This window comes from Pseudomonas sp. S12(2018), assembly GCF_024355235.1.
Taxonomy (GTDB): domain Bacteria; phylum Pseudomonadota; class Gammaproteobacteria; order Pseudomonadales; family Pseudomonadaceae; genus Aquipseudomonas; species Aquipseudomonas palmensis.
Genome location: NZ_QLAD01000001.1, coordinates 571,925 through 595,434 on the forward strand (window position 1 = coordinate 571,925; position 23,510 = coordinate 595,434).

General features: G+C 65.8%; 22 protein-coding genes. 14 read left to right on the forward strand and 8 right to left on the reverse strand.

From position 1 onward, the window contains the following. Positions 1-227 precede the first annotated feature (227 nt). Positions 228-1,751, forward strand: coding sequence for a fumarate hydratase (locus tag DN388_RS02705; protein ID WP_078479539.1), 1,524 nt, complete (start codon positions 228-230; stop codon positions 1,749-1,751). A gap of 104 nt (positions 1,752-1,855) precedes the next feature. Here DN388_RS02705 and DN388_RS02710 read toward each other — a convergent pair whose 3' ends face one another. The 4 genes from DN388_RS02710 to DN388_RS02725 form a co-directional block, all read right to left on the reverse strand. After that, complete coding sequence (locus tag DN388_RS02710) at positions 1,856-2,437, reverse strand: DJ-1/PfpI family protein (RefSeq protein WP_043862118.1); 582 nt, start codon at positions 2,435-2,437, stop codon at positions 1,856-1,858. A 41-nt stretch (positions 2,438-2,478) separates the two neighbouring features. Next, positions 2,479-3,636, reverse strand: a complete 1,158-nt coding sequence (locus tag DN388_RS02715) for a phosphatidylserine/phosphatidylglycerophosphate/cardiolipin synthase family protein (RefSeq protein ID WP_054914815.1) — start codon at positions 3,634-3,636, stop codon at positions 2,479-2,481. Between the two features lies 1 nt (position 3,637). Continuing rightward, positions 3,638-4,219 carry a YceI family protein gene (locus DN388_RS02720; protein ID WP_043862116.1) on the reverse strand — a complete coding sequence of 194 codons (582 nt, stop codon included), beginning with the start codon at positions 4,217-4,219 and terminating at the stop codon, positions 3,638-3,640. 93 nt (positions 4,220-4,312) lie between these two features. Continuing rightward, entirely contained in the window at positions 4,313-5,206 is an 894-nt protein-coding gene (locus DN388_RS02725) for an acyl-CoA dehydrogenase family protein (protein ID WP_236176839.1), read from the reverse strand. Between the two features lie 133 nt (positions 5,207-5,339). Between DN388_RS02725 and olsB the strand changes: the two genes are divergently transcribed. Then, a complete protein-coding gene (gene olsB, locus DN388_RS02730) occupies positions 5,340-6,095 on the forward strand; it encodes an L-ornithine N(alpha)-acyltransferase (protein ID WP_043862114.1) in 756 nt (251 codons plus the stop codon). Beyond that, positions 6,095-6,880 (forward strand): lysophospholipid acyltransferase family protein, encoded by a 786-nt coding sequence (locus DN388_RS02735; RefSeq protein ID WP_254996597.1) that lies wholly within the window; start codon positions 6,095-6,097, stop codon positions 6,878-6,880. The genes olsB and DN388_RS02735 overlap by 1 nt, the downstream gene beginning before the upstream one ends. Here DN388_RS02735 and DN388_RS02740 read toward each other — a convergent pair. After that, positions 6,856-7,446: an ACP phosphodiesterase gene (locus DN388_RS02740; protein ID WP_043862112.1), complete on the reverse strand. Its 591-nt coding sequence runs from the start codon at positions 7,444-7,446 to the stop codon at positions 6,856-6,858. The two genes, DN388_RS02735 and DN388_RS02740, sit on opposite strands and share 25 nt — an antisense overlap. Positions 7,447-7,605: 159 nt before the next feature. Between DN388_RS02740 and DN388_RS02745 the strand changes: the two genes are divergently transcribed. The 3 genes from DN388_RS02745 to DN388_RS02755 are packed head-to-tail and all read left to right on the forward strand — an operon-like array spanning position 7,606 to position 10,161. Further along, complete coding sequence (locus tag DN388_RS02745) at positions 7,606-7,908, forward strand: helix-turn-helix transcriptional regulator (protein WP_043862111.1); 303 nt, start codon at positions 7,606-7,608, stop codon at positions 7,906-7,908. 13 nt (positions 7,909-7,921) lie between these two features. Next, the gene (locus DN388_RS02750) at positions 7,922-9,091 is read left to right on the forward strand and encodes an MFS transporter (RefSeq protein ID WP_210014209.1); all 1,170 of its coding nucleotides are present in this window, start codon (positions 7,922-7,924) and stop codon (positions 9,089-9,091) included. Positions 9,092-9,111: 20 nt separating this feature from the next. After that, complete coding sequence (locus tag DN388_RS02755) at positions 9,112-10,161, forward strand: alkene reductase (RefSeq protein WP_043862109.1); 1,050 nt, start codon at positions 9,112-9,114, stop codon at positions 10,159-10,161. 109 nt (positions 10,162-10,270) lie between these two features. On the opposite strand, the gene DN388_RS02760 is transcribed toward DN388_RS02755, so the two are convergent. The 3 genes from DN388_RS02760 to DN388_RS02770 are packed head-to-tail and all read right to left on the reverse strand — an operon-like array spanning position 10,271 to position 13,069. Beyond that, positions 10,271-11,095, reverse strand: coding sequence for an ATPase (locus tag DN388_RS02760; RefSeq protein WP_254996598.1), 825 nt, complete (start codon positions 11,093-11,095; stop codon positions 10,271-10,273). A gap of 39 nt (positions 11,096-11,134) precedes the next feature. After that, positions 11,135-12,130 (reverse strand): NAD(P)-dependent oxidoreductase, encoded by a 996-nt coding sequence (locus tag DN388_RS02765; RefSeq protein WP_058540892.1) that lies wholly within the window; start codon positions 12,128-12,130, stop codon positions 11,135-11,137. Between the two features lie 12 nt (positions 12,131-12,142). Continuing rightward, positions 12,143-13,069, reverse strand: a complete 927-nt coding sequence (locus DN388_RS02770; protein WP_043862106.1) for a LysR family transcriptional regulator ArgP — start codon at positions 13,067-13,069, stop codon at positions 12,143-12,145. Between the two features lie 122 nt (positions 13,070-13,191). On the opposite strand from DN388_RS02770, the gene DN388_RS02775 reads away from it, so the two are divergent. The 8 genes from DN388_RS02775 to DN388_RS02810 all read left to right on the forward strand — a co-directional run bounded on the left by DN388_RS02775 (position 13,192) and on the right by DN388_RS02810 (position 23,498). Then, the gene (locus DN388_RS02775) at positions 13,192-13,791 is read left to right on the forward strand and encodes a LysE/ArgO family amino acid transporter (protein ID WP_043862105.1); all 600 of its coding nucleotides are present in this window, start codon (positions 13,192-13,194) and stop codon (positions 13,789-13,791) included. Between the two features lie 186 nt (positions 13,792-13,977). Beyond that, positions 13,978-14,574: a superoxide dismutase gene (locus DN388_RS02780; RefSeq protein ID WP_054914821.1), complete on the forward strand. Its 597-nt coding sequence runs from the start codon at positions 13,978-13,980 to the stop codon at positions 14,572-14,574. A 294-nt stretch (positions 14,575-14,868) separates the two neighbouring features. Beyond that, positions 14,869-16,920 (forward strand): bifunctional diguanylate cyclase/phosphodiesterase, encoded by a 2,052-nt coding sequence (locus DN388_RS02785; RefSeq protein WP_054914822.1) that lies wholly within the window; start codon positions 14,869-14,871, stop codon positions 16,918-16,920. 144 nt (positions 16,921-17,064) lie between these two features. Beyond that, a complete protein-coding gene (locus DN388_RS02790; protein ID WP_254996599.1) occupies positions 17,065-18,396 on the forward strand; it encodes an imelysin family protein in 1,332 nt (443 codons plus the stop codon). A 169-nt stretch (positions 18,397-18,565) separates the two neighbouring features. Beyond that, a complete protein-coding gene (locus tag DN388_RS02795; RefSeq protein WP_043862101.1) occupies positions 18,566-19,993 on the forward strand; it encodes a di-heme oxidoredictase family protein in 1,428 nt (475 codons plus the stop codon). 14 nt (positions 19,994-20,007) lie between these two features. Next, positions 20,008-21,072, forward strand: a complete 1,065-nt coding sequence (locus DN388_RS02800; protein ID WP_043862100.1) for an imelysin family protein — start codon at positions 20,008-20,010, stop codon at positions 21,070-21,072. Between the two features lie 2 nt (positions 21,073-21,074). After that, complete coding sequence (locus DN388_RS02805; RefSeq protein ID WP_078479534.1) at positions 21,075-22,172, forward strand: DUF1513 domain-containing protein; 1,098 nt, start codon at positions 21,075-21,077, stop codon at positions 22,170-22,172. Between the two features lie 174 nt (positions 22,173-22,346). After that, positions 22,347-23,498 carry an efflux RND transporter periplasmic adaptor subunit gene (locus tag DN388_RS02810; RefSeq protein WP_043862098.1) on the forward strand — a complete coding sequence of 384 codons (1,152 nt, stop codon included), beginning with the start codon at positions 22,347-22,349 and terminating at the stop codon, positions 23,496-23,498. Positions 23,499-23,510 lie beyond the last annotated feature (12 nt).

Consider the following 23,510-nt stretch of genomic DNA (forward strand, 5'->3'; position numbering starts at 1 on the left):
GTAGGACGTGTTCGAAATAATTGCCACGCAAAAACAGTGCCTGGCAGCAGGCGACCATGGTTGGCCGCACTGGCGCGTGTACCGGCAGGCGATGCGCGCTATACTGCCGCGCCTTTTTGCGTCGGCCACTGCGTGTCGGCGCGCCTTGAAAGGTCATTGCGACGCCTCGGCCCGTGAACGTCGCGATACCTTAATGAATGTTCCCGTCTTTAAGAGGAGCGCGCTGCATGACCGTGATCAAGCAAGACGACCTGATTCAGAGCGTTGCCGACGCCCTGCAGTTCATTTCGTACTACCACCCCGTCGATTTCATCCAGGCCATGCACGAGGCCTACCTGCGTGAAGAGTCGCCGGCTGCGCGCGACTCCATCGCGCAGATCCTGATCAACTCGCGCATGTGCGCCACCGGCCACCGGCCGATCTGCCAGGACACCGGTATCGTCACCGTGTTCGTGCGCGTCGGCATGGACGTGCGCTGGGATGGCGCGACCATGAGCCTGGACGACATGATCAACGAAGGCGTGCGTCGCGCCTACAACCTGCCCGAGAACGTGCTGCGCGCCTCGATCCTGGCCGACCCGGCAGGTGCCCGCAAGAACACCAAGGACAACACCCCGGCCGTGATCCACTACTCGATCGTCCCTGGCGACAAGGTCGAGGTCGATGTCGCGGCCAAGGGCGGCGGTTCGGAAAACAAGTCGAAGATGGCCATGCTCAACCCGTCCGACTCGATCGTCGACTGGGTGCTCAAGACCGTTCCGACCATGGGCGCCGGCTGGTGCCCGCCGGGCATGCTCGGCATCGGTATCGGCGGTACTGCCGAGAAGGCCGCGGTGATGGCCAAGGAAGTGTTGATGGAGTCCATCGACATCCACGAGCTCAAGGCCCGTGGCCCGCAGAACCGCATCGAAGAGATCCGCCTGGAACTGTTCGAGAAGGTCAACCAGCTGGGCATCGGCGCCCAGGGCCTGGGCGGCCTGACCACCGTGCTCGACGTCAAGATCATGGACTACCCGACCCACGCGGCCTCGTTGCCGGTGTGCATGATCCCCAACTGCGCAGCCACCCGTCACGCGCACTTCGTGCTCGATGGTTCCGGCCCTGCGGAGCTGGAAGCACCGTCGCTGGACGCCTATCCGGAAATCGTCTGGGAAGCCGGCCCGTCGGCCCGTCGCGTCAACCTCGACACCCTGACCCCGGAAGACGTGCAAAGCTGGAAGCCGGGCGAGACCATCCTGCTCAACGGCAAGATGCTGACCGGCCGCGACGCCGCGCACAAGCGCATGGTCGAGATGCTCAACCGTGGCGAAGAGCTGCCGGTGGACCTCCAGGGCCGCTTCATCTACTACGTCGGCCCGGTTGATCCGGTGCGCGAAGAAGTGGTTGGCCCGGCAGGCCCGACCACCGCAACGCGGATGGACAAGTTCACCCGTCAGATCCTGGAGCAGACCGGCCTGCTGGGCATGATCGGCAAGTCCGAGCGCGGCCCGACCGCCATCGACGCGATCAAGGACAACAAGGCCGTGTACCTGATGGCCGTGGGTGGCGCTGCCTACCTGGTGGCTCAGGCGATCAAGAAATCCAAGGTGCTGGCATTTGCCGAACTGGGGATGGAAGCGATCTACGAGTTCGACGTGAAAGACATGCCGGTGACCGTTGCGGTCGACAGCAAGGGCGAGTCGGTGCACATCACCGGGCCTGCGCTGTGGCAGAGCAAGATCGCGCAAAGCCTGGCAGTGGAAGTGAAGTAAGCGCCAGCGCTACAAGCTGAAAGCTGAAAGCGGCAAGGGAGTGATCCCTTGCCGCTTTTTTGTTGCCTGTACCGGCCTCTTCGCCGGCACGCCAGCGAAGGCTTTCAGAGGGTAATGCGCGTACCCAGCAACCCCAGGAACCCCGCCAGCCACGCCGGGTGCGCAGGCCAGGCCGGCGCACTGGCCAGGTTGCCCTGCACATGCGCCGCCGTCACCTCGATCTCGACGTAACGCCCACCTGCCAGGCGCACCTCCGGCGCACACGCCGGGTACGCACTGCACTCGCGCCCCTCCAGCACCCCGGCCGCCGCCAGCAGTTGCGCCCCATGGCACACCGCCGCAATCGGCTTGCCCGCCTGGTCGATGGCGCGCACCAATTGCAGCACCTCTTCATTCAGGCGCAGGTACTCCGGCGCACGCCCGCCCGGGATCACCAGCGCGTCGTAGTCTTCGGCACGCACCTGGGCGAAATCGAAGTTCAGGCCAAAGTTGTGCCCCGGCTTCTCGCTGTAGGTCTGGTCGCCCTCGAAGTCATGGATGGCGGTACGTACCGACTGCCCGGCCGACTTGCCCGGGCACACCGCATGCACCGTGTGGCCAACCATCTGCAGCGCCTGGAACGGCACCATCACTTCATAGTCTTCGACGTAATCGCCGACCAGCATGAGAATCTTTTTCGCTGCCATTTCGTCAACTCCTTCTGATGCGGGGGAAAATCGAAAGAACCTCAGTCGCGCCGGTCCAGCAGGTTGACCACCACCCGGTCCAGCCAGCCCCAGATACGCTGTTTCACACGCCGCCACAGCGGCCGCGCCTGCCAGTCGTCCAGGTCGACCTGGCGGCTCAGGGCAAAGTCGCGCTCGAAGCTCGCCACCACGTCGGCGGTCAGTTGCGGGTCGATGGCCTCGACGTTGGCCTCAAGGTTGAAACGCAGGTTCCAGTGGTCGAAATTGCATGAGCCAATGCTCACCCAGTCGTCCACCAGCACCATCTTCAGGTGCAGGAAGCATGGCTGGTATTCGAATATCTTCACCCCTGCCCGCAGCAGGCGCGGGTAATAGCGATGACCGGCATAGCGTACCGAAGGATGGTCGGTACGCGGGCCGGTCAGCAGCAGGCGCACATCGATGCCCAGCGCGGCCGCGCGGCGCAAAGCCCGGCGCACCTTCCAGGTGGGCAGAAAATACGGCGTGGCCAGCCAGATACGACGCTTTCCGCTGATCAGCGCACGCACCAGCGACTGCAGGATGTCGCGGTGCTGGCGGGCGTCGGCATAGGCCACCCGGCCCAGGCCCGGGCCTGCAACCGGCACCCGCGGCAGGTGCGCCAGGCCGAAATGGGTGGGTGGGCGCCACGCGGTGCGGCGCAGGTTGGAACGCCACTGGCGATCGAACAGCATCTGCCAGTCGGCCACCAGCGGCCCCTGCATCTGCACCATCACCTCGTGCCATTCGCTGACCGGCTCGCCCGGTGTCCAGAACTGGTCGGTGACCCCGGTGCCGCCGACCACCGCCCAGGCCTGGTCCACCAGCAGCAGCTTGCGGTGGTCGCGGTACAGGTTGCGCAGCCCCCGGCGCCAACGCAGGCGGTTGTACCAGCGCAACTCAACGCCGGCGCCCAGCAGGCGCTGACGCAGGCTCAAGGTAAAAGCCAGCGAGCCGTAGTCATCGAACAGGCAGCGTACCCGCACGCCGCGCTCGGCGGCCTGCACCAGCGCCTGCACCATGGCCTCGGCACACGCCCCGGCCTCGACCAGGTACAGCTCCAGGTCGACCTGGTGCTCGGCACCCATGATCGTCTGCAGCATGCGCGGGAAGAACTGCGGGCCGTCGATCAGCAGTTCGAACTGGTTGCCGGCACGCCATGGAAACACCGGCCCGGCCATTTCAGCGCGCCGTGAAGATCAGTACCGCACCCACCGGCACCGACAGGTTGATCGACTGCAGCCCGGCGAGCTTCTGCAACGTCTTGAGGCCGGGCAGCAGGTCGAAGTGATCGGCGCTCAGTACCAGCGGCTCCAGGGTCACCACCTGGAAGCGCCGCTCGTCGAGCCGGGTGGCGAGCAGCTGCGCGTTGTAGCTGTGGGTCTTGCCGTGCAGGTTGACGGTCACCGGCAGGCGCAGTTCGACCTGGGCACCGTTGGCCAGGTCGTTGATCGGACGCAGGTCGATCTGCGCCTGGATGGTCGCGTCGGGGTATTTGGCCACCTCGAACAGGTCGTTGCGCATGCGCTCGTCACGTAGCGGGATGCCGCTGCTGACCGAGTCCATCTCGATCTGCAGCTCGGCCGCACCCTTGCGATCGACCTTGCCATGCAGCACCAGAAAGCGATGCACCTCGGACACGTTGCCGTTCTTGCTGGTGATGAACGACAGGCGCGACGATTCGCCGTCCAGGTGCCAGTTGGCCTGGGCAGGCAGGCTCGCCAGGGCCAGCAGGGCGAGAGCGATTCGGGGCAGGCTGAACATGCAGGTTCCTGAAAGCGTAAAGTCGCCAACATTACCCGCCTGCCCGCACGGCAGCAAGCGACAGCCTGTGGCCATGCGGGCAGCCCGGCAACCTCAGGCCAGCCCGCTGCCGGCCCATGCCTTGGCCAGGCGCCTGGCCCGCGCCGCGCTGGCGATCTGCAGGATGCCCTGGTCGCGCTGCCACAGCTCGGCCCAGGGCCCCGGCGTGCTCGTCAGCGCCTGGTCGAGCTCGCCGCTCAGTTGCGAGAACTGCGCGAACAGGCCGCCCAGCAACAGGTGGAACGCCGCCGAATCGGCGCATTGCCGGCTGCCTTCGGCACACCCGGCCAGCAGCCCGATCAGGCGCAGCAAAAGCCCCTGCGGCCAGGCATTGGCGCGGCCTACCCCGTATAGCCAGGCGCTCAGGGCGCTGAGCACGTACAGGTCTTCCAGCGAGCGGAACGGCTTGACGTAGGCGTCCCAGCCGTCACCGGCCAGGCGTTCGCACAGGGCCTGTTCAAGGTGCAGGCGGGCATGCCCGACCTCAGGCATCAACGGCAGGCTCGGCAAGGGCTCCACGCGCACACCGGGCTCCCCCGGGTACACCACCGCCAGGCTCAGCCGAGGCGCCTGGCCCGGTGCTTCGCAGCGCGCCGCCACCAGCAGCCAGTCGGCGTCCGGCCCGGCGGTGACGAAGTCCTTGCTGCCGCTCAGACGCAGCGTGTCGAGCGCCAGGCGCATGCTCATGTCGGCGGCGCGCACGCTGCGCCGCTCACTCGCACACAGGGCGCCGAGGCCCGCCGGGGCGCTGGGCCACAGCACGCGCAAGGCGGCCTGGTAGCCCACCAGAAACGCCAGCCCCGGGGTCGGCATGGCTTGCCCGCCCAGCACTGCCAGCTCGAACGGGCTGACCGTGCCCAGCTGCTCCAGCAGGCTGGCGTAGGTGTCACCCAGGTTACCGGTTGCCAAGGGCGGAATGGGGTCGTTGAGTCGCTGCAGCCAGGCCATCGGCGTGCTCCTTGAGGGCTGTCATACAAGCATCACCAAAGCTTCATGGGGGTGACACCGCGTCTACCTAGGCTGAGCTTGCACAACATAGTCGACCGGCCGCAACCCCATGGCTGGCTTATGGAGACTCGCAATGACCCTGACTGCATGCCCTGGCGACACCCGTAACGAACGCCGTCTGCAGGCCGAGCGCCTGGTCGGCCCCGCCGCGCTGCACGAAGCCCAGGCATTGCGCTTTCGCGTGTTCAGCAGCGAATTCAAGGCCAGGCTCAAAGGCGCCGAACACGGGCTGGACATGGACGACTACGACATCCACTGCCAGCACATCGGCGTACGCGACCTCAACAGCGGGCACCTGGTGGCCACCACCCGCCTGCTCGACCACCAGGCCGCCAGCAGCCTGGGGCGCTTCTACAGCGAAGAGGAGTTCAGCCTGCATGGCCTGGGCCATCTGCAGGGCCCCATCCTTGAACTGGGGCGCACCTGCGTCGACCCGGCCTACCGCAACGGCGGCACCATCGCGGTGCTGTGGGGCGAGCTTGCCGAGGTACTCAACGAGGGCCGCTACAGCTACCTGATGGGTTGCGCCAGCATCCCCATGCAGGACGGCGGCGTGCAGGCCCACGCGATCATGCAACGCCTGCGCGAGCGCTACCTGTGCACCGAGCACCTGCGCGCCGAACCGAAGAACCCGCTACCCAGCCTGGCACTGCCCGGCAACGTCATCGCCGAGATGCCGCCGCTGCTCAAGGCCTACATGCGCCTGGGTGCCAAGATCTGCGGCGAGCCGTGCTGGGACGAAGACTTCCAGGTGGCCGACGTGTTCATCCTGCTCAAGCGCGACGAGCTGTGCCCACGCTACGCCCGCCACTTCAAGGCGGCGGTGTGATGCAACGCCTGCGCGTGTATGCGCGAATCGTCCAAGTGCTGCTGGTGGTGCTGTTCGGGCTGGGCATGGCCAGCCTGTTCAGCCTGTACGAGCGCCTGCACCTGAGTACTCCCGACGACCGCCGCCAGCGCTGGTCGCAACTGTTCATGACCCGGCTTGCCCGGGCCTTGCCGTTCAAGGTCACGGTGATCGGCAACCGCCCGCAGCAACCGATGCTGTGGGTCAGCAACCACGTGTCGTGGACCGACATCCCGCTGCTGGGCATGCTCGCGCCGATGTCGTTCCTCTCCAAGGCCGAGGTGCGCCAGTGGCCGGTAGCCGGCTGGCTCGCGCTCAAGGCCGGCACCCTGTTCATCCGCCGCGGCGGCGGCGACAGCCAGCTGCTGCGCCAGCAGATCGCGCGCCACCTGCAACAGGCCTGCCCGGTGCTGATCTTCCCCGAAGGCACCACCACCGACGGGCGCAGCCTGCGCACCTTCCACGGGCGCCTGCTGGCCAGCGCAATCGACACCGCCACGCCCGTGCAACCGGTGGCCGTGCGCTACCTGCGGGGCGGCAAGCCCGACCCCATCGCGCCGTTCGTGGGCGATGACGACCTGCTCTCGCACCTGCTGCGCCTGTTTGCCCACGACTGTGGCGAGGTGCAGATCCACCTGCTGGCGCCCATCCAGAGCGCCGGCCAGGAACGTGCGGCACTGGCGTTCAATGCCCAGCTGGCGATCCACACGGCGTTGTTCGGCGCCCAGCCGGTGGCCCAGCCTCAGCGCCGCGCCAAGGCGGCCTGAGCGTCGGCCGCAAAGCCCTGCAGTTCGGGGTAGAAGTGGCGAAAGTCTTCCATCAGCGGGCCGTACAGCGCCTGTACCTCCTGCATCGCGCCTGCCATACCCTCGGGGCGTGACAGGCGCCGGGCAATACCGTTGAACACCTGTTCGAGCACCGCGAACTCGCGGTACGACCCCAACCAGTCGTCCGCCGCCATGTACGGCGCAATCTGCGCCAGGCGCCCGGGCAGCTCGGGCTCGGCCGCCAGCACCTGGTACACGCGCCCGGTGAACTGGCTCAGCGGCTGCCGGGCATAGTCGTGCCAGTGCAGCGCCAGGCAGTGGTCGAAAAACACATCGAGGATGATCCCGGCATAACGGCGCCGCTCGCGCGGAAAACGCGCCAGCGCCGCCAGTACCCGCGGGTGGCTGTCGGTGTACACGTCGATCTGGCGGTGCAGGCGGATGGCGGCTTCCAGCGGCTGGGCAAAGCGCCCCTGCAACGGCCCCTTGACGAAGTCGCCGTACAGGCTGCCAAGCAGTTGTTCGGGCTGCTGGCCGCCCAGGTGAAGGTGTGCGAGGTAGTTCATAGGCCGCAGTCTAGCACCGCTTGCCCGCTTGAATATCGTTATAACCCGATATAGCGATTCATGCGCACGCCAGAACCAAATCATATTTGTATATCGCGAAATACCGATTTATATTTCGCCCCATCGCGATATAACGCTATACCCACCACGAGCCCACCCATGCCTCTTGATCTCGACGAAATAATAAAAGCCCTGGCCCACCCAGTACGGCGAGAAATCCTGAACTGGTTGAAAGACCCGCAAGCCTGCTTCCCTGACCAGCACCACAGCACCGAACACGGTGTGTGCGCCGGGCAGATCGACCAACGCTGCGGCCTGTCGCAGTCCACGGTCTCGGCCCACCTGGCCACCTTGCAGCGCGCGGGGCTGATCAGCAGCCAGAAGATAGGCCAGTGGCACTTCTTCAAACGCAACGAGGAAACCATCCAGGCCTTCCTCCAGCAGATGAGCCAAGAGCTCTGACAAGGACCTTGCAATGCCCCTTTCGCTGTTGATCCTGGCGCTGAGCGCCTTCGCCATCGGTACCACCGAGTTCGTCATCATGGGCCTGCTGCCGGATGTGGCAAGCGACCTGGGTGTGTCGATCCCCGGTGCCGGCTGGCTGGTGACCGGCTACGCGCTGGGCGTGGCCATCGGCGCGCCGTTCATGGCCCTGGCCACCGCCCGGCTGCCGCGCAAGGCCGCACTGGTGGCGCTGATGGGGGTATTCATCATCGGCAACCTGCTGTGCGCCCTGGCCACCGACTACAACGTGCTGATGTTTGCCCGCGTGATCACCGCGCTGTGCCACGGCGCCTTCTTCGGTATCGGTTCGGTGGTGGCGGCCAACCTGGTTCCGGCCAACCGCCGCGCCTCGGCCGTGGCGCTGATGTTCACCGGCCTGACCCTGGCCAACGTGCTGGGCGTGCCACTGGGTACCGCGCTGGGCCAGGTGTACGGCTGGCGCTCGACGTTCTGGGCAGTGACCGTGATCGGCGTGATCGCGCTGATCGGCCTGATCCGCTTCCTGCCGATCAAGCGCGACGAAGAGAAACTCGACATGCGTGCCGAGCTGGCTGCGCTCAAGGGCGCCGGTATCTGGCTGTCGCTGTCGATGACCGTGCTGTTCTCGGCCTCGATGTTCGCCCTGTTCACCTATGTGGCGCCGTTGCTGGGTGATGTCACCGGCGTGTCGCCGCGCGGTGTGACCTGGACCCTGCTGCTGATCGGCCTGGGCCTGACCCTGGGCAACATCCTGGGCGGCAAGCTGGCCGATCGTCGGCTGGCTGCCACCCTGATGGGCGTGTTCGCCGCCATGGCGGTCATCTCCACCGCGCTGAGCTGGACCAGTACCGCGCTGATTCCGGCCGAGATCACCCTGTTCCTCTGGGCCACCGCCGCATTCGCCGCCGTGCCGGCCCTGCAGGTCAACGTGGTGAGCTTCGGCAGAGCGGCACCAAACCTGGTGTCGACCCTGAACATCGGTGCCTTCAACCTGGGCAATGCGCTGGGCGCCTGGGTCGGCGGCACCGTGATCGACCAGGGCCTGGGCCTGACCCGCGTGCCCCTGGCGGCAGCGGCGCTGGCCGTGCTGGCCCTGATCGTCACCCTTATCACATTCAGCCAGGGCGGCAACAACGCCGACCTGGCACCTGCCACTCACTGATTGCCACGAGGTTCACGCACATGACAACGCTATTCGACCCGATCACCCTTGGCGACCTCGAGTTGCCCAACCGCATCATCATGGCCCCGCTGACCCGCTGCCGGGCCGACGAAGGCCGCGTACCCAACGCGCTGATGGCCGAGTACTACGTACAGCGCGCCAGCGCCGGGCTGATTCTCAGCGAGGCCACCTCGGTGACCCCGCTGGGCGTGGGCTACCCCGACACACCGGGCATCTGGAGCAACGACCAGGTGCGTGGCTGGACCAACGTGACCAAGGCGCTGCACGGTGCTGGCGGGCGCATCTTCCTGCAACTGTGGCACGTGGGACGCATCTCGCACCCGCTGTACCTGAACGGCGAAACGCCGGTTGCGCCGAGCGCGGTGCAGCCCAAGGGGCATGTGAGCCTGGTGCGCCCGATCACCGAATTCGTCACCCCGCGCGCGCTGGAAACCGAGGAAATCGCCGACATCATCGAGGCCTACCGCGTCGGTGCCGAGAACGCCAAGGCGGCCGGCTTCGACGGTGTGGAGCTGCATGCGGCCAACGGCTACCTGATCGACCAGTTCCTGCAGAGCAGCACCAACCAGCGCACCGACGAATACGGTGGCTCGCTGGAGAACCGTGCACGGCTGCTGCTGGAAGCGACCGATGCGCTCATCGACGTGTGGGGCGCGCAGCGCGTGGGCGTGCACCTGTCGCCACGGGCCGACCTGCACGACATGGGCGATGCCAACCTGACCGAGACGTTCACCTACGTGGCGCGGGAGCTCGGCAAACGTGGCATCGCCTTCATCTGTGCGCGTGAGCGAGTGGCCGAAGACAGCATCGGGCCGTTGCTCAAAGAGGCGTTTGGCGGGCCGTACATCGCCAACGAACGCTTCGACAAGGCCAGTGCGAATGCTGCCATTGCCAACGGCACGGCCGATGCGGTGGCCTTCGGCGTGCCGTTCATTGCCAACCCCGACCTGCCGGCACGGCTGCAAGCGGATGCACCGCTGAACGAGCCACGGCCTGACACGTTCTACTCCAAGGGCCCGGTCGGGTACATCGATTACCCGGTGATGTAAGCGTCGGCTCTGTCGCGGGTCAAGCCCGCTCCCACAAGGGTATCGGTGGTCTGCAGACAGCCACTGTACCGGTGGGAGCGGGCTTGACCCGCGATAGGTTCACAGCGGATCAGGGCTTGGCGTTGATCTGCCGCTGCAGGTTCTGCACCTGGCTCTGCAAGGTAGTGAGGTTGCGGGTCACCTGCCCGCGAAACGCATCGAACTCCGCCGTCGAGGCACCCGCCCCGGCAGCCACCGCCGGGCGATTCTCCTGCTCGCTCTTGAGCACGATCAGGTCCTGTTCCAGGCGCTGGATCGCCGCCCCCGGATCCCCCTGCTTCTTCAATGCGGCAATCTCCGTCGACAGGCTCTTGAGCTGCGCATCGACCTTGCCGGTATCAGCCTGCGCCGCCTTCACCGCTGCCAGCTCCGTGGCCACGGCCTTGAGTTGCGCCTGCAACTGGGCATTGGTTGCCTGCTGCTCGCCAACCTGCGCCAGGGCCTGCTCCAGCCGCTTGCCCAGGTCACCCTGCTGCCCGGCTACGCCCTGCTGCTGCTTGCTCTGCTCGGCGAGGCTGGCCTGCAACTGCTTTATCTGCAGCTTCAGTGCCTCGCTGCCGGTGCTGACGCTCGACTCGCTGGCCGCCACCTTGCCGCTGATGTCCTGCAGGCGCCCGGCAGCTTCTTCACTGATGCGCGCAAAGCTTTCCTGGGTGGCCACCAGTTGCTGCTCCATCAGCGAAATCTGCTGGAAGCTCCACCAGCCAAGCCCGGCCAGGGCGATGAACGAAGCGCCCACCAGCGCCCACAACGGCCCGGTGGCCGCCGGCTTGCGCGGTTTGCCGCGCACGGCGGCCACCCGTGCACCTGGCGACGGGGCAAAGTCGTCATCATCGCGACCGCCGGCCTTGAGGCTGGGTACATCATCGAAATCGTCGTGAGCATCGTTGCGCATGGATCAACCGCCGTGAGTGCAAATGAGCGCCAGTATAAGTCAGTGGCCGCCGTGCTGGGCCTTCCACCAGCCGCAGAATTCATCCAGCGCCGCCCACAGGCTGACCTGCGGGCGGTAGTCCAGTTGCTGGCGGGCGCGGCTGATGTCCAGGGTGAAATCCTTGTTCATCACCTGCACCGCCAGGCGCGACAGGGTCGGTTGCGGACGGCCCGGCCACAGCAGGCAGGCCCCCTCGTTCAGCGCGCCCAGGCTGTAGGCCAGGCCACTGGAGCGGTAGCGCGTGACCTGGGGCAGGTCCATGCGCCGCATCACGTAGTTGATCACGTCCCACAGCGGCAGCGGGTGGCCGTTGCTGATGTTGTAGGCCTGCCCAAGCGCGTCGTTGCCGGCCAGCACCGCGTTGATCAGCGCCTCGTTGAGGTTCTGCACGCTGGTGAAGTCGACCTTGTTCAAGCCGTTGCCGATGATCGCCAGACGGCGTTTCTGCTGCATCTTGAGCAGGCGCGGGAAGATGCTCACATCCCCTGCCCCGGTGACGAAGCGCGGGCGCAGGGCCAGCACTTCCAGGCCGAACTCCTGGGCACCGAAAACCTTCTGCTCGGCCAGGTACTTGGTGGTCGCGTAGGCATCGTGCAGGCGCCGCGGCACCTGCTCTTCGGTCACCCCCAGGCGCGAGCGCCCGTTCCAGTAGATCGACGGCGAGGACAGGTGCACCAGGCGACGAACGTGTTCCTTCAGGCACGCCTCCACCACGTTCTCGGTGACCACCACGTTGCCCTGGTGAAAGTCCTGGTAGCGTCCCCAGTTGCCCACCGCACCGGCGCAGTGCACCACGGTTTCGACGCCCTGGCAGACCCGCCGGGCCAACTCCGGGTCGCCCAGGTCCCCCGGAATGAACTGGGCGCCGCGGCGCACCAGGTGCTCGACGCCTTCGGCCCGCCGGCCATTGACCCGTACCTCCATGCCCTGCTCCAGGGCAAAGCGTGCAAAGCGCCCGCCAATGAAGCCGCTTGCGCCGGTGACCAGAATTCGCATGAAGCACTCCGCCTACTTGTTTGCAGATGATGCAGACGCCGGCAAACCCGACCACGGCACCAACCAACTGCTGGCGCTGCGCCGCAGGTGGTCGGTGAGTTGGCCGAGCAATTGCCCGCCATTGCGCCAATGATGCCAGTACAGCGGCACATCGATCGGCTTATCCGCCAGAATTTCCACCAGCTGCCCGCTGGCCAGTTGCGCCTGGGCCTGCAATTCGGGCACCAGGCCCCAGCCCACGCCGGCCTCGGTCATGCGCAGAAAGCCCTCCGAAGACGGGCACAGGTGATGCAGGAATGCACCATCGATACCCAGCGACACCAGGTAGCGATGCTGCAGAAAATCGTCCGGGCCGAACACCACGGCCGGGGTGCGGGCCAGGCGCGCCACCTCTACCCCCTGGGGAAAGTGGCGCGCCATGAAGTCGGGGCTGGCCAGCGCACGGTAGCGCATGGCGCCGAGCAGCTCGCTGCGCGCCCCGGCAACCGGTCGCTCGCTGGCGCAAAGGCAGGCCGCCACTTCGCCGGCGCGCATGCGCTTGAGGCCCACCTCCTGGTCTTCCACCACCAGCTCCAGCAGCACCCGCTCCTGCGCACAGAACGCCCCGACCGCCGCCGCCCACCAGGTGGCCAGGCTGTCGGCGTTGAGCGCTACCCGCAGACGCTCGGGCTGGCCGCCATCGTCCAGCGCCGGCACCTGATGCTGCAGGTCGCGCTCGAGCAGGCGCACCTGCTGTACATGGTTGAGCAGGCGCTTGCCGATCTCGGTGGGCGCTGGCGGCGCGGCGCGTACCAGCACCGGCTGGCCAACGCGCGCCTCCAGCAGCTTGATGCGTTGCGAAATGGCCGATTGCGACAGCCCGAGCAACTGTGCGCCCCGCTCGAAACCGCCCTGCTCGATCACCGCCGCCAGGGCGGAAAGCAACTTGTAGTCGAACATCAGTTTCCCTAATGCCGGATGAGGTTTATTGGTTTTTCTTATACGCCCACTGCCCGCACAATAGCCAGCGATCCCCCCTGTATTTTCGGCAGCCCGTGTGGCTGCTTCGCGGAGCACCTCCCATGTGGCAAAGCTACCTCAACGGCCTGCTGGTCGCCTTCGGGCTGATCATGGCCATCGGCACCCAGAACGCCTTCGTGCTGGCGCAGAGCCTGCGCCGTGAGCACCACCTGCCGGTGGCGGCACTGTGCGTGTTCTGTGATGCGGTGCTGGTGGCGCTTGGCGTGTTCGGTCTGGCCACGGTGCTGGCGCAGAACCCGACCCTGCTGGCGGTCGCGCGCTGGGGTGGGGTGGTGTTTCTGCTGTGGTATGGCAGCAAGGCGCTGATCCGCGCCTGCTCCAGCCAGAGCCTGGAGCAGGGCGAGGGCCTGGGTCAGCGTTCGCGTCGCGCGGTGTTGCTCAGCGCCCTGGCGGTGACCCTGCTCAACCCCCACGTGTACCTGGATACCGTGTTGCTGATCGGCTCGCTGGGTGCGCAGCAAAGCGTGCCGGGTGCCTACGTGGCGGGTGCGGCCAGTGCCTCGCTGCTGTGGTTCTTCACCCTGGCGCTGGGTGCGGCCTGGTTGGCGCCGTGGCTGGCCCGGCCTGGCACCTGGCGCCTGCTGGACCTGATGGTGGCGGTGATGATGTTTGCGGTGGCGTTGCAACTGGCGCTGGGCTGACCCGTTCGTCAGGTGTCGGCAAAGGCTCTGGAACCTCTATTCCATACACTTGTTGCGTGGTTTAGGTCAGGGCCCGGTGCTATGATCCCGAATCTGCGTCGCAAAGAGTAAAAACTCGCCGATGCATTCCGGCCGCCCGTGATCGGCCTTGCGCTCACCGCAACAGACCTGATTAGGAGAATCACCATGGCTTTTGAATTGCCGCCGCTGCCTTACGCACACGATGCCCTGCAGCCGCACATTTCCAAGGAAACCCTGGAATACCACCACGACAAGCACCACAACACCTACGTCGTGAACCTGAACAACCTGGTGCCAGGCACCGAGTTCGAAGGCAAGACCCTGGAAGAGATCGTCAAGACTTCTTCGGGCGGTATCTTCAACAACGCCGCTCAGGTCTGGAACCACACCTTCTACTGGAACTGCCTGGCGCCAAACGCTGGTGGCCAGCCTACCGGTTCGCTGGCTGAAGCCATCAACGCCGCGTTCGGTTCGTTCGACAAGTTCAAGGAAGAGTTCACCAAGACGTCGGTTGGCACCTTCGGTTCCGGTTGGGGCTGGCTGGTCAAGAAAGCTGACGGCTCCCTGGCGCTGGCCAGCACCATCGGTGCGGGCAACCCGCTGACCAGCGGTGACACCCCGCTGCTGACCTGCGACGTGTGGGAGCATGCCTACTACATCGACTACCGTAACGTGCGTCCGAAGTATGTCGAGGCGTTCTGGAACCTGGTCAACTGGAAGTTCGTGGCTGAGCAGTTCGAAGGCAAGACCTTCACTGCATAAGTGCTGCTTCTGAAAAAACCCGGCTCAGGCCGGGTTTTTTTATGCCGAAAAAGCGGCAAAGAGCAAAACCCCACCCACCAACCTTTTTTAACCAATTTCACCAACACCCTCTCTTGCTGCCCCCCCATACCGCGCTAACATCAATCGTTGGGAAACTTGTCGTACATCGCTCAAGTCGCAAGGCCGGGCAACCGATACAGTGACCGCTGGATCATGAATCCTGCCAACGGCCGATAGTGGATTGCCACAGATGATGGCAAAATGATGCCATGCGCATGGATTAAGGAAACCCCATTGAAGCTGGAACTCAAAAACAGCTTGTCGGTCAAGTTGCTCAGAGTGGTCCTGCTCTCGGCACTGGCCGTGGGCGTGGTACTCAGCTGTGCGCAGATCGTCTTCGATGCCTACAAGACCCGCCAGGCTGTCGCCAACGACGCCCAGCGAATCCTCGACATGTTCCGCGACCCTTCCACCCAGGCCGTATACAGCCTGGACCGCGAAATGGGCATGCAGGTCATCGAGGGGCTGTTCCAGGATGAGTCCGTGCGCATGGCCTCCATCGGCCACCCCAACGAAACCATGCTGGCAGAAAAGTCGCGCCCTCTGCAGGAACTGCCGACCCGCTGGCTCACCGACCTGATCCTCGGCCAGGAACGCACCTACACCACCCAGCTCGTCGGCCGCGCGCCCTACAGCGAATACTACGGCGACCTGAGCATCACCCTCGACACCGGCGCCTACGGCCAGGGCTTCGTGGTCAATTCGGTGATCATCTTCATTGCCGGCGTGCTCCGCGCCCTGGCCATGGGCCTGGTGCTGTACCTGGTCTACCACTGGCTGCTGACCAAGCCACTGTCCAAGCTCATCGAGAACCTCACCCAGATCAACCCCGACCGCCCCAGCCAGCATCAGCTGCCGCTGCTCAAGGGCCACGAGAAGAACGAACTGGGCCTGTGGGTGAACACCGCCAACCAACTGCTGGCGTCCATCGAACGCAACACCCACCTGCGCCACGAGGCCGAGAACAGCCTGCTGCGCATGGCCCAGTACGACTTTCTCACCGGCCTGCCCAACCGCCAGCAATTGCAACAGCAACTGGACAAGATCCTGGTCGATGCCGGGCGCCTCCAGCGCCGGGTTGCGGTGCTGTGCGTAGGCCTGGACGACTTCAAGGGCATCAACGAACAATTCAGCTACCAGGCCGGCGACCAGTTGCTGCTGGCCCTGGCCGACCGCCTGCGTGCCCACAGCGGTCGCCTGGGTGCCCTCGCCCGCCTGGGCGGCGACCAGTTTGCGCTGGTGCAGGCCGACATCGAACAACCCTACGAGGCTGCCGAGCTGGCCCAGAGCATTCTCGATGACCTGGAAGCGCCATTCGCCTTGGACCATCAGGAGATCCGACTGCGCGCCACCATCGGCATCACCCTGTTCCCCGAAGACGGCGACAGCACCGAGAAGCTGCTGCAAAAGGCCGAACAGACCATGACCCTGGCCAAGAGCCGTTCGCGCAACCGCTATCAGTTCTACATCGCCAGCGTCGACAGCGAGATGCGCCGGCGCCGCGAGCTGGAAAAGGACCTGCGCGAAGCCCTGCCGCGCAATCAGCTGTACCTGGTTTACCAACCGCAGATCAGCTACCGCGACCACCGCGTGGTGGGCGTCGAGGCGCTGCTGCGCTGGCAGCACCCGGAGCTGGGCATGGTTCCGCCCGATCAGTTCATACCGCTGGCCGAACAGAACGGCAACATCATCGTGATCGGCGAATGGGTGCTCGACCAGGCCTGCCGGCAACTGCGCGAATGGCACGACCAGGGCTTCAGCGACCTGCGCATGGCAGTCAACCTGTCGACCGTGCAACTGCACCACAGCGAGCTGCCCCGGGTGGTCAACAACCTGCTGCAGATCTACCGCCTGCCGCCGCGCAGCCTGGAACTGGAAGTGACCGAGACCGGCCTGATGGAAGACATCAGCACTGCCGCCCAGCACCTGCTGAGCCTGCGCCGCTCCGGCGCGCTGATTGCGATCGACGACTTCGGCACCGGCTACTCCTCGCTCAGCTACCTCAAGTCGCTGCCGCTGGACAAGATCAAGATCGACAAGAGCTTCGTGCAGGACCTGCTCGACGATGACGACGACGCCACCATCGTTCGCGCGATCATCCAGCTGGGCAAGAGCCTGGGCATGCAGGTGATCGCCGAGGGCGTGGAAACCGCCGAGCAGGAAGCCTACATCATTGCCCAGGGCTGTCATGAAGGTCAGGGCTACCACTACAGCAAGCCGCTGCCGGCACGCGAGCTGACCGCCTTCCTCAAAGCAGCGCAACGCAACCAGGTATCGATTCTGTGAGTGACGCTGCCGCCAAGGGCAGCGTGAACAGCATTTGAATTTTTACGTGGGAACCTCTTTACAGAAAATGCATATCTTTCGCATTATGTTGCACCTTTGCGTGCGGCTGCACGCCTGTTCAACCTCTCGACGCAGGAATAGCCCATGATTCGTATGCCTCTGGCCACCGCCAGTCTGCTGGCCATTGCCATCTCCCTCGCCGGCTGCGGCGATGACAAGGACAAGGCCGCCGCACCACAGGCCGCCGCACCTGCTGCCGCCAGCACCACCCAGGCGTCCGGGGCCGTCGACGAAGCCGCCGCCCAGGCGGTGGTCAAGCACTACGCCGAGATGGTGTATGCCGTGTACAGCGACTCGCTGAGCACCGCCAAGACCCTGCAGACCGCAGTCGATGCCTTCCTTGCCAAGCCCGACCCCGACACCCTGGCCGCCGCCAGGACTGCCTGGGTAGCCGCCCGTGTACCGTACCTGCAGAGCGAAGTGTTCCGCTTCGGCAACACCATCATCGACGACTGGGAAGGTCAGGTGAACGCCTGGCCGCTGGACGAAGGCCTGATCGACTACGTCGACAAGAGCTATGAACACGCCCTGGGCAACCCGGCCGCCACCGCCAACATCATCGCCAACACCGAGATCCAGGTGGGCGAAGACAAGGTCGACGTCAAGGACCTGACCCCCGAGAAGCTGGCCAGCCTGAACGAGCTGGGCGGTTCGGAAGCCAACGTCGCCACCGGCTACCACGCCATCGAATTCCTGCTGTGGGGCCAGGACCTCAACGGCACCGGCCCGGGCGCCGGCAACCGCCCTGCCTCGGACTACCTGCAAGGCGAAGGCGCCACCGGCGGTCACAACGAGCGTCGTCGTGCCTACCTCAAGGCCGTGACCCAGCTGCTGGTCAACGATCTGGAAGAAATGGTCGGCAACTGGAAGCCGGCAGTGGCCGACAACTATCGCGCCACCCTGGAGGCAGAACCTGTCGCCAACGGCCTGCGCAAGATGCTGTTCGGCATGGGCAGCCTGTCGCTGGGCGAACTGGCGGGCGAGCGCATGAAGGTCTCGCTGGAAGCCAACTCGCCTGAGGACGAGCAGGACTGCTTCAGCGACAATACTCACTACTCGCACTTCTACGACGCCAAGGGTATCCGCAACGTCTACCTGGGCGAGTACACCCGCACCGACGGCACCAAGCTGAGCGGCCCGAGCCTGTCGTCGCTGGTGGCCAAGGTCGATCCGGCCACCGACAACACCCTGAAGGCCGATCTGGAAGCCACCGAGGCGAAGATCCAGGTGATGGTCGACCACGCCCTCAAGGGTGAGCACTACGACCAGTTGATCGCTGCCGACAACGCTGCGGGCAACCAGATCGTGCGTGACGCCATCGCCGCGCTGGTCAAGCAGACCGGTGCCATCGAACAGGCTGCGGGCAAACTGGGCATCACCGACCTGAACCCGGACACCGCTGACCACGAGTTCTGAGTGGTAGCGTGCTGAAACAGAGGCGGCCTTCGGGTCGCCTTTTTTTGTGGGACCTCTTCGCTGGAAGCTGAAGCAGATTTCATCCAGCAAACGCAAATCCCTCTTATTCATATCCCCCGCGCCTGCTAAGCTTGCACGCCGGTTTTACGCTAGCCATTCAGGATTCTCGATGCCCGCTCCGCTTCACCGCGCCCTTCCCCTGCTGCTGGCCCTGGCCCTGAGCGCCTGTGACGACGCCCCGCGTTTCACCAAGGCCGAACCTGGCGAGGCGCGTGCCGGTGGCAGCACCACCGTGAACAAGCGCGACCGCAACGCCTACTCCATGCCCTCGGCCAACCTCACCCCGAGCCAGCGCCTGGACTTCAGCGTGGGCAACAGCTTCTTCCGCAGCCCGTGGGTGATCGCCCCGTCCACCACCACCGCACGCGATGGCCTGGGCCCGCTGTTCAACACCAACGCCTGCCAGAACTGCCATATTCGCGACGGGCGCGGGCACCCGCCCGCAGAGGGCGCCAAAAACGCGGTATCGATGCTGGTGCGCCTGTCGATCCCCGACCAGCCCGAATACGCCAAGGTCATCGAGCAACTGGGCATCGTGCCCGAGCCGGTCTATGGCGGGCAGTTGCAGGACATGGCCGTGCCCGGCGTGGCCCCCGAGGGCAAGGTGCGGGTCAGCTACACCCCGGTGAACGTCACCTTCAAGGACGGCACCCAGGTCGAACTGCGCAAGCCGCAACTGCAGATCACCCAGCTTGGCTACGGCCCGATGCACCCCGACACACGCTTCTCGGCACGCGTCGCGCCGCCGATGATCGGCCTGGGCCTGCTCGAGGCCATCCCTGATGAGGCCATCCTGGCCAACGCCGACCCCGAGGGGCGCAACGGCACCGGCATTCGTGGCCGGCCCAACCTGGTATGGGACGACGCCCAGGGCAAGCAGGTACTTGGCCGCTTCGGCTGGAAGGCCGGGCAACCCAACCTCAACCAGCAGAACGCCCATGCGTTCTCCAGCGACATGGGCCTGACCAGCAGCCTGGTGCCGCGCGACGACTGCACCCCGGCGCAGCTCGATTGCCTGGCCCAGCCCAATGGCAACGGCGCCGATGGCGAGCAGGAGGTCAGCGACAACATCCTGCGCCTGGTGCTGTTCTACACCCGCAACCTGGCGGTGCCGGTACGCAAGGACGTCGATTCGCCCCAGGTGCTGGCTGGCAAGAACCTGTTCTTCCAGGCCGGCTGCCAGGGCTGCCACACCCCCACATTCACCACCTCGGCCAATGCCGCCGAGCCGGAGCTGGCCAACCAGACCATCCGCCCCTACAGCGACCTGTTGCTGCACGACATGGGCCCGGGGCTGGCCGACAACCGCAGCGAATTCGCCGCCGGTGGCCAGGACTGGCGCACCGCGCCGCTGTGGGGCATCGGCCTGAATCAGACCGTCAGTGGCCATACCCAGTTTCTGCATGACGGGCGCGCCCGCAACCTGCTCGAGGCCGTGCTCTGGCACGGCGGCGAAGCCGAGCCTGCGCGCCAGCACGTCTTGACCTTCAATGCCGAGCAACGCGCCGCGTTGCTGGCGTTCCTGAACTCACTCTAGAGAAGGAGCCGGACATGTTCCGTCCCAAGCTTTTGTTCACCAGCCTCGCCGCCATCGCCCTGGGCGCCTGCTCGCCGCAGGACCCGCAGGCCGTGACCTCTGCCGCGATCGCCAAGCAGGTGATCCTGCCGACCTACAGCCGCTGGGTCGAAGCCGACCGCCAGCTGGCCGTCAGCGCCCTGGCCTTCTGCGAAGGCAAGGCCGACCTGGCCACCGCACGCGCCGACTTCCTGCACGCACAAAAAGCCTGGGCCGAGTTGCAACCGCTGCTGATCGGCCCGCTGGCCGAGGGCAACCGCGCCTGGCAGGTGCAGTTCTGGCCCGACAAGAAGAACCTGGTGGGCCGTCAGGTCGAGCAACTGGTCAACGGCGACAAGCCGGTGGATGCCGAGACCGTGGCCAAGTCCAGCGTCGTGGTGCGCGGCCTGTCGGCCTACGAGTACATCCTGTTCGACAGCAAGCCGGACGTCGCCACCGCCGAACAGAAGGCCCGTTATTGCCCGCTGCTGGTGGCCATCGGCGAACACCAGAAGAACCTCGCCGAAGAGATCCTCAAGGGCTGGAACAGCACCGACGGCATGCTGGCGCAGATGACCAAGTTCCCCAACCAGCGCTACGCCGACTCCCATGAGGCGATCGCCGACCTGCTGCGCGCCCAGGTCACCGCGCTGGACACCCTGAAGAAGAAGCTCGGCACGCCGATGGGTCGCCTGAGCAAGGGCATCCCGCAGCCGCTGCAGGCTGAAGCCTGGCGCAGCCACTCCTCGCTCAAGAGCCTGGAAGCCAGCCTGATCGCCGCCCAGACCGTGTGGGTCGGGGTCGACAACCAGGGCCTGCGCGGCCTGCTGGGCAAGGACCAGAAGGCCCTGGCCGACAAGATCGACGCGGCCTATGCTGATGCCCTCAAGCAACTGAAGGCGATCGACCGGCCCCTGGGCGAAATGCTCCAGGACGATGCCGGCCGCGAGCAACTGAACGCCTTCTACGACAGCCTGAACGTGGTTCACCGCCTGCATGAAGGTGAACTGGCCAAGGCGCTGAACATCCAGCTGGGCTTCAATGCCAACGACGGTGACTGATCATGTTGCGACGCCAGGCCCTCAAACTCGGTAGCGTGCTGCTCAGCGCCCTGACCCTGGGTGGCTGGACCCTGTGGCGCAGCAAGGGCCAGCAGCCGCTGCTGCTGTCGGCCCGTGACGATGCCGACGGCAAGCACTATGCCGTGGGCTATCGCCTGGACGGCACCCAGGTGTTCGCCACCCAGGTCGGCCTGCGCTGCCACGACATCATCAACCACCCCGAGCGGCCGATCGCGCTGTTCGTGGCGCGCCGCCCCGGCACCGAGAGCTACCTGATCGACCTGCGCGACGGGCGTCTGCTGCAGACCCTGGCCTCGCAGCCGAACCGGCACTTCTATGGCCACGCGGTGATCCACAAGGGCGGCGAATGGCTGTACGCCACCGAGAACGACACCACCGATCCGGGCCGTGGCGTGCTGGGTGTGTACCGCTTCGAAGGCGAACGCCTGGCCCATCATTCGGAAATCCCGACCCACGGCATCGGCCCGCACCAGGTGTCGTGGCTGCCTGACGGCGAGACCCTGGTGGTGGCCAATGGCGGTATCCGCACCGAAGCCGAGAGCCGGGTGGAGATGAACCTGGATGCGATGCAGCCCAGCCTGGTGCTGATGCAGCGCGACGGCACCCTGCTGAGCAAGGAAACCCTGAGCCAGCAGATGAACAGCGTGCGCCACCTGGCGATTGCCGACGACGGCACCGTGCTGGCGTGCCAGCAGTTCATGGGCGGCTCGGAAGAAACCGCCGAATTGCTGGCGATCAAGCGTCCGGGGCAGCCGTTCGTGGCCTTCCCGGTGCCGGAGCGCCAGTTGCAGTCCATGGCCCAGTACACCGCCAGCGTGGCGGTGCACAGCGAGCTGCGACTGGTGGCGATGACCGCGCCACGGGCCAACCGCCTGTTCATCTGGGACCTGGACAGTGCCGAGGTGAAGCTGGATGCGCCGATGCCGGACTGCGCGGGCGTGGGCGCAGTGGCCGATGGCTTTGTGGTGACCTCCGGGCAAGGGCGTTGCCGGCTGTACGACTGCCGCAAGGCAGCGCTGGTGGGGCAACCGCTGCAACTGCCTTCGGGGTTGTGGGACAACCATCTGCACCTGATCTGATATAGCAATCGCGGGTCAAGCCCGCTCCCACAGGGAACACCTGGAACCTTGTGGGAGCGGGCTTGACCCGCGATGACGTCGGTACAGACAACATAAAATATACCGAACCAGCACACCGCTCCCTGCGCCGCGACCGACTAGACTTGCGCAACAACGCTTCCAGGGAGCTGGTCCATGCTGCGCCGTCGCATGCTCATCATGCTGGGTATCGTCCTGCTGCTGGTGCTGGCCCTGGGCGGCTACAAGGGTTTGTCCATCTACCGCCAGATCCAGCAGTTCTCCGCGCCCAAGCCGCCGGTCAGCGTCGCCGCCGCCGAGGCGCGCGAGCAGCCCTGGCAAAGCCGCCTGCCCGCCGTGGGCAGCCTCAAGGCCCTGCAAGGGGTGGACCTGAGCCTGGAGATCGCCGGCACGGTCAAGGCCCTGCACTTCGAATCCGGCCAGCAGGTCAAGGCCGGGCAACTGCTGCTGCAGCTGGACAGCGACGTGGAGACGGCCCTGCTCGGCACCGCCCAGGCCGACCTCGGGCTGGCCCAGGTGGATTATCAGCGAGGCAGCCAGCTGGTCGGCAGCCAGGCCATCTCCAAGGGCGAATTCGACCGCCTGCGCGCCCAACTGCTGCGCAACCAGGCGGTAGTGGCGCAACTCAAGGCATCCCTGGCGAAAAAGAGCATCAACGCGCCGTTCACCGGCACCATCGGTATCCGCCAGGTCGACCTGGGCAGCTACCTGGCCAGCGGCACTGTGATCGCCACCCTGCAGGACCTGAGCAGCCTGTATGTCGACTTCTTCGTGCCGGAACAGGCGCTGCCCAACCTCAGCCTCGGCCAGCAGGCGCTGGTCTCGGTGGCCGCCTACCCGCATCGCAGCTTCACCGCCACCCTCAGCGCGATCAACCCCAAGGTCGACGACACCACCCGCAACCTGCAGGTGCGCGCCACCCTGGCCAACCCCGACGGCACGTTGCTGCCGGGCATGTTCGCCAGCCTGCAGGTGTTGCTGCCCAACCCGCGCAACGCGGTGGTGGTGCCGCAGAGCGCCGTCACCTACACCCTCTATGGCAACTCGGTGTATGTCGCCGTGCCGCAAAAGTCCGAAGACGGCAAGGTGCAGACCACGGCCGATGGCCAGCCGCAACTGATCGCCGAGCGGCGCTTCGTCGAGACCGGCGAGCGCCGCGACGGCCTGGTGGTGATCGCCAAGGGCCTCACGCCCGGCGAAACGGTGGTCACCGCCGGCCAGTTGAAGCTGACCCAGGGCGCTGCCGTCACCCTGAGCGCCGACAAGACCCTGCAAGCCGAACCGACCAGCCAGCCCGGCGCCGACTGACCAAGGAACCGC

Coding starts and splice junctions, on each gene's coding strand:
- DN388_RS02705 (WP_078479539.1), top strand. CDS start 228: ATGACCGTGATCAAGCAAGACGACCTGATTCAGAGCGTTGCCGACGCC.
- DN388_RS02710 (WP_043862118.1), bottom strand. CDS start 2,437: ATGGCAGCGAAAAAGATTCTCATGCTGGTCGGCGATTACGTCGAAGAC.
- DN388_RS02715 (WP_054914815.1), bottom strand. CDS start 3,636: ATGGCCGGGCCGGTGTTTCCATGGCGTGCCGGCAACCAGTTCGAACTG.
- DN388_RS02720 (WP_043862116.1), bottom strand. CDS start 4,219: ATGTTCAGCCTGCCCCGAATCGCTCTCGCCCTGCTGGCCCTGGCGAGC.
- DN388_RS02725 (WP_236176839.1), bottom strand. CDS start 5,206: ATGGCCTGGCTGCAGCGACTCAACGACCCCATTCCGCCCTTGGCAACC.
- olsB (WP_043862114.1), top strand. CDS start 5,340: ATGACCCTGACTGCATGCCCTGGCGACACCCGTAACGAACGCCGTCTG.
- DN388_RS02735 (WP_254996597.1), top strand. CDS start 6,095: ATGCAACGCCTGCGCGTGTATGCGCGAATCGTCCAAGTGCTGCTGGTG.
- DN388_RS02740 (WP_043862112.1), bottom strand. CDS start 7,446: ATGAACTACCTCGCACACCTTCACCTGGGCGGCCAGCAGCCCGAACAA.
- DN388_RS02745 (WP_043862111.1), top strand. CDS start 7,606: ATGCCTCTTGATCTCGACGAAATAATAAAAGCCCTGGCCCACCCAGTA.
- DN388_RS02750 (WP_210014209.1), top strand. CDS start 7,922: ATGCCCCTTTCGCTGTTGATCCTGGCGCTGAGCGCCTTCGCCATCGGT.
- DN388_RS02755 (WP_043862109.1), top strand. CDS start 9,112: ATGACAACGCTATTCGACCCGATCACCCTTGGCGACCTCGAGTTGCCC.
- DN388_RS02760 (WP_254996598.1), bottom strand. CDS start 11,095: ATGCGCAACGATGCTCACGACGATTTCGATGATGTACCCAGCCTCAAG.
- DN388_RS02765 (WP_058540892.1), bottom strand. CDS start 12,130: ATGCGAATTCTGGTCACCGGCGCAAGCGGCTTCATTGGCGGGCGCTTT.
- DN388_RS02770 (WP_043862106.1), bottom strand. CDS start 13,069: ATGTTCGACTACAAGTTGCTTTCCGCCCTGGCGGCGGTGATCGAGCAG.
- DN388_RS02775 (WP_043862105.1), top strand. CDS start 13,192: ATGTGGCAAAGCTACCTCAACGGCCTGCTGGTCGCCTTCGGGCTGATC.
- DN388_RS02780 (WP_054914821.1), top strand. CDS start 13,978: ATGGCTTTTGAATTGCCGCCGCTGCCTTACGCACACGATGCCCTGCAG.
- DN388_RS02790 (WP_254996599.1), top strand. CDS start 17,065: ATGATTCGTATGCCTCTGGCCACCGCCAGTCTGCTGGCCATTGCCATC.
- DN388_RS02795 (WP_043862101.1), top strand. CDS start 18,566: ATGCCCGCTCCGCTTCACCGCGCCCTTCCCCTGCTGCTGGCCCTGGCC.
- DN388_RS02800 (WP_043862100.1), top strand. CDS start 20,008: ATGTTCCGTCCCAAGCTTTTGTTCACCAGCCTCGCCGCCATCGCCCTG.
- DN388_RS02805 (WP_078479534.1), top strand. CDS start 21,075: ATGTTGCGACGCCAGGCCCTCAAACTCGGTAGCGTGCTGCTCAGCGCC.
- DN388_RS02810 (WP_043862098.1), top strand. CDS start 22,347: ATGCTGCGCCGTCGCATGCTCATCATGCTGGGTATCGTCCTGCTGCTG.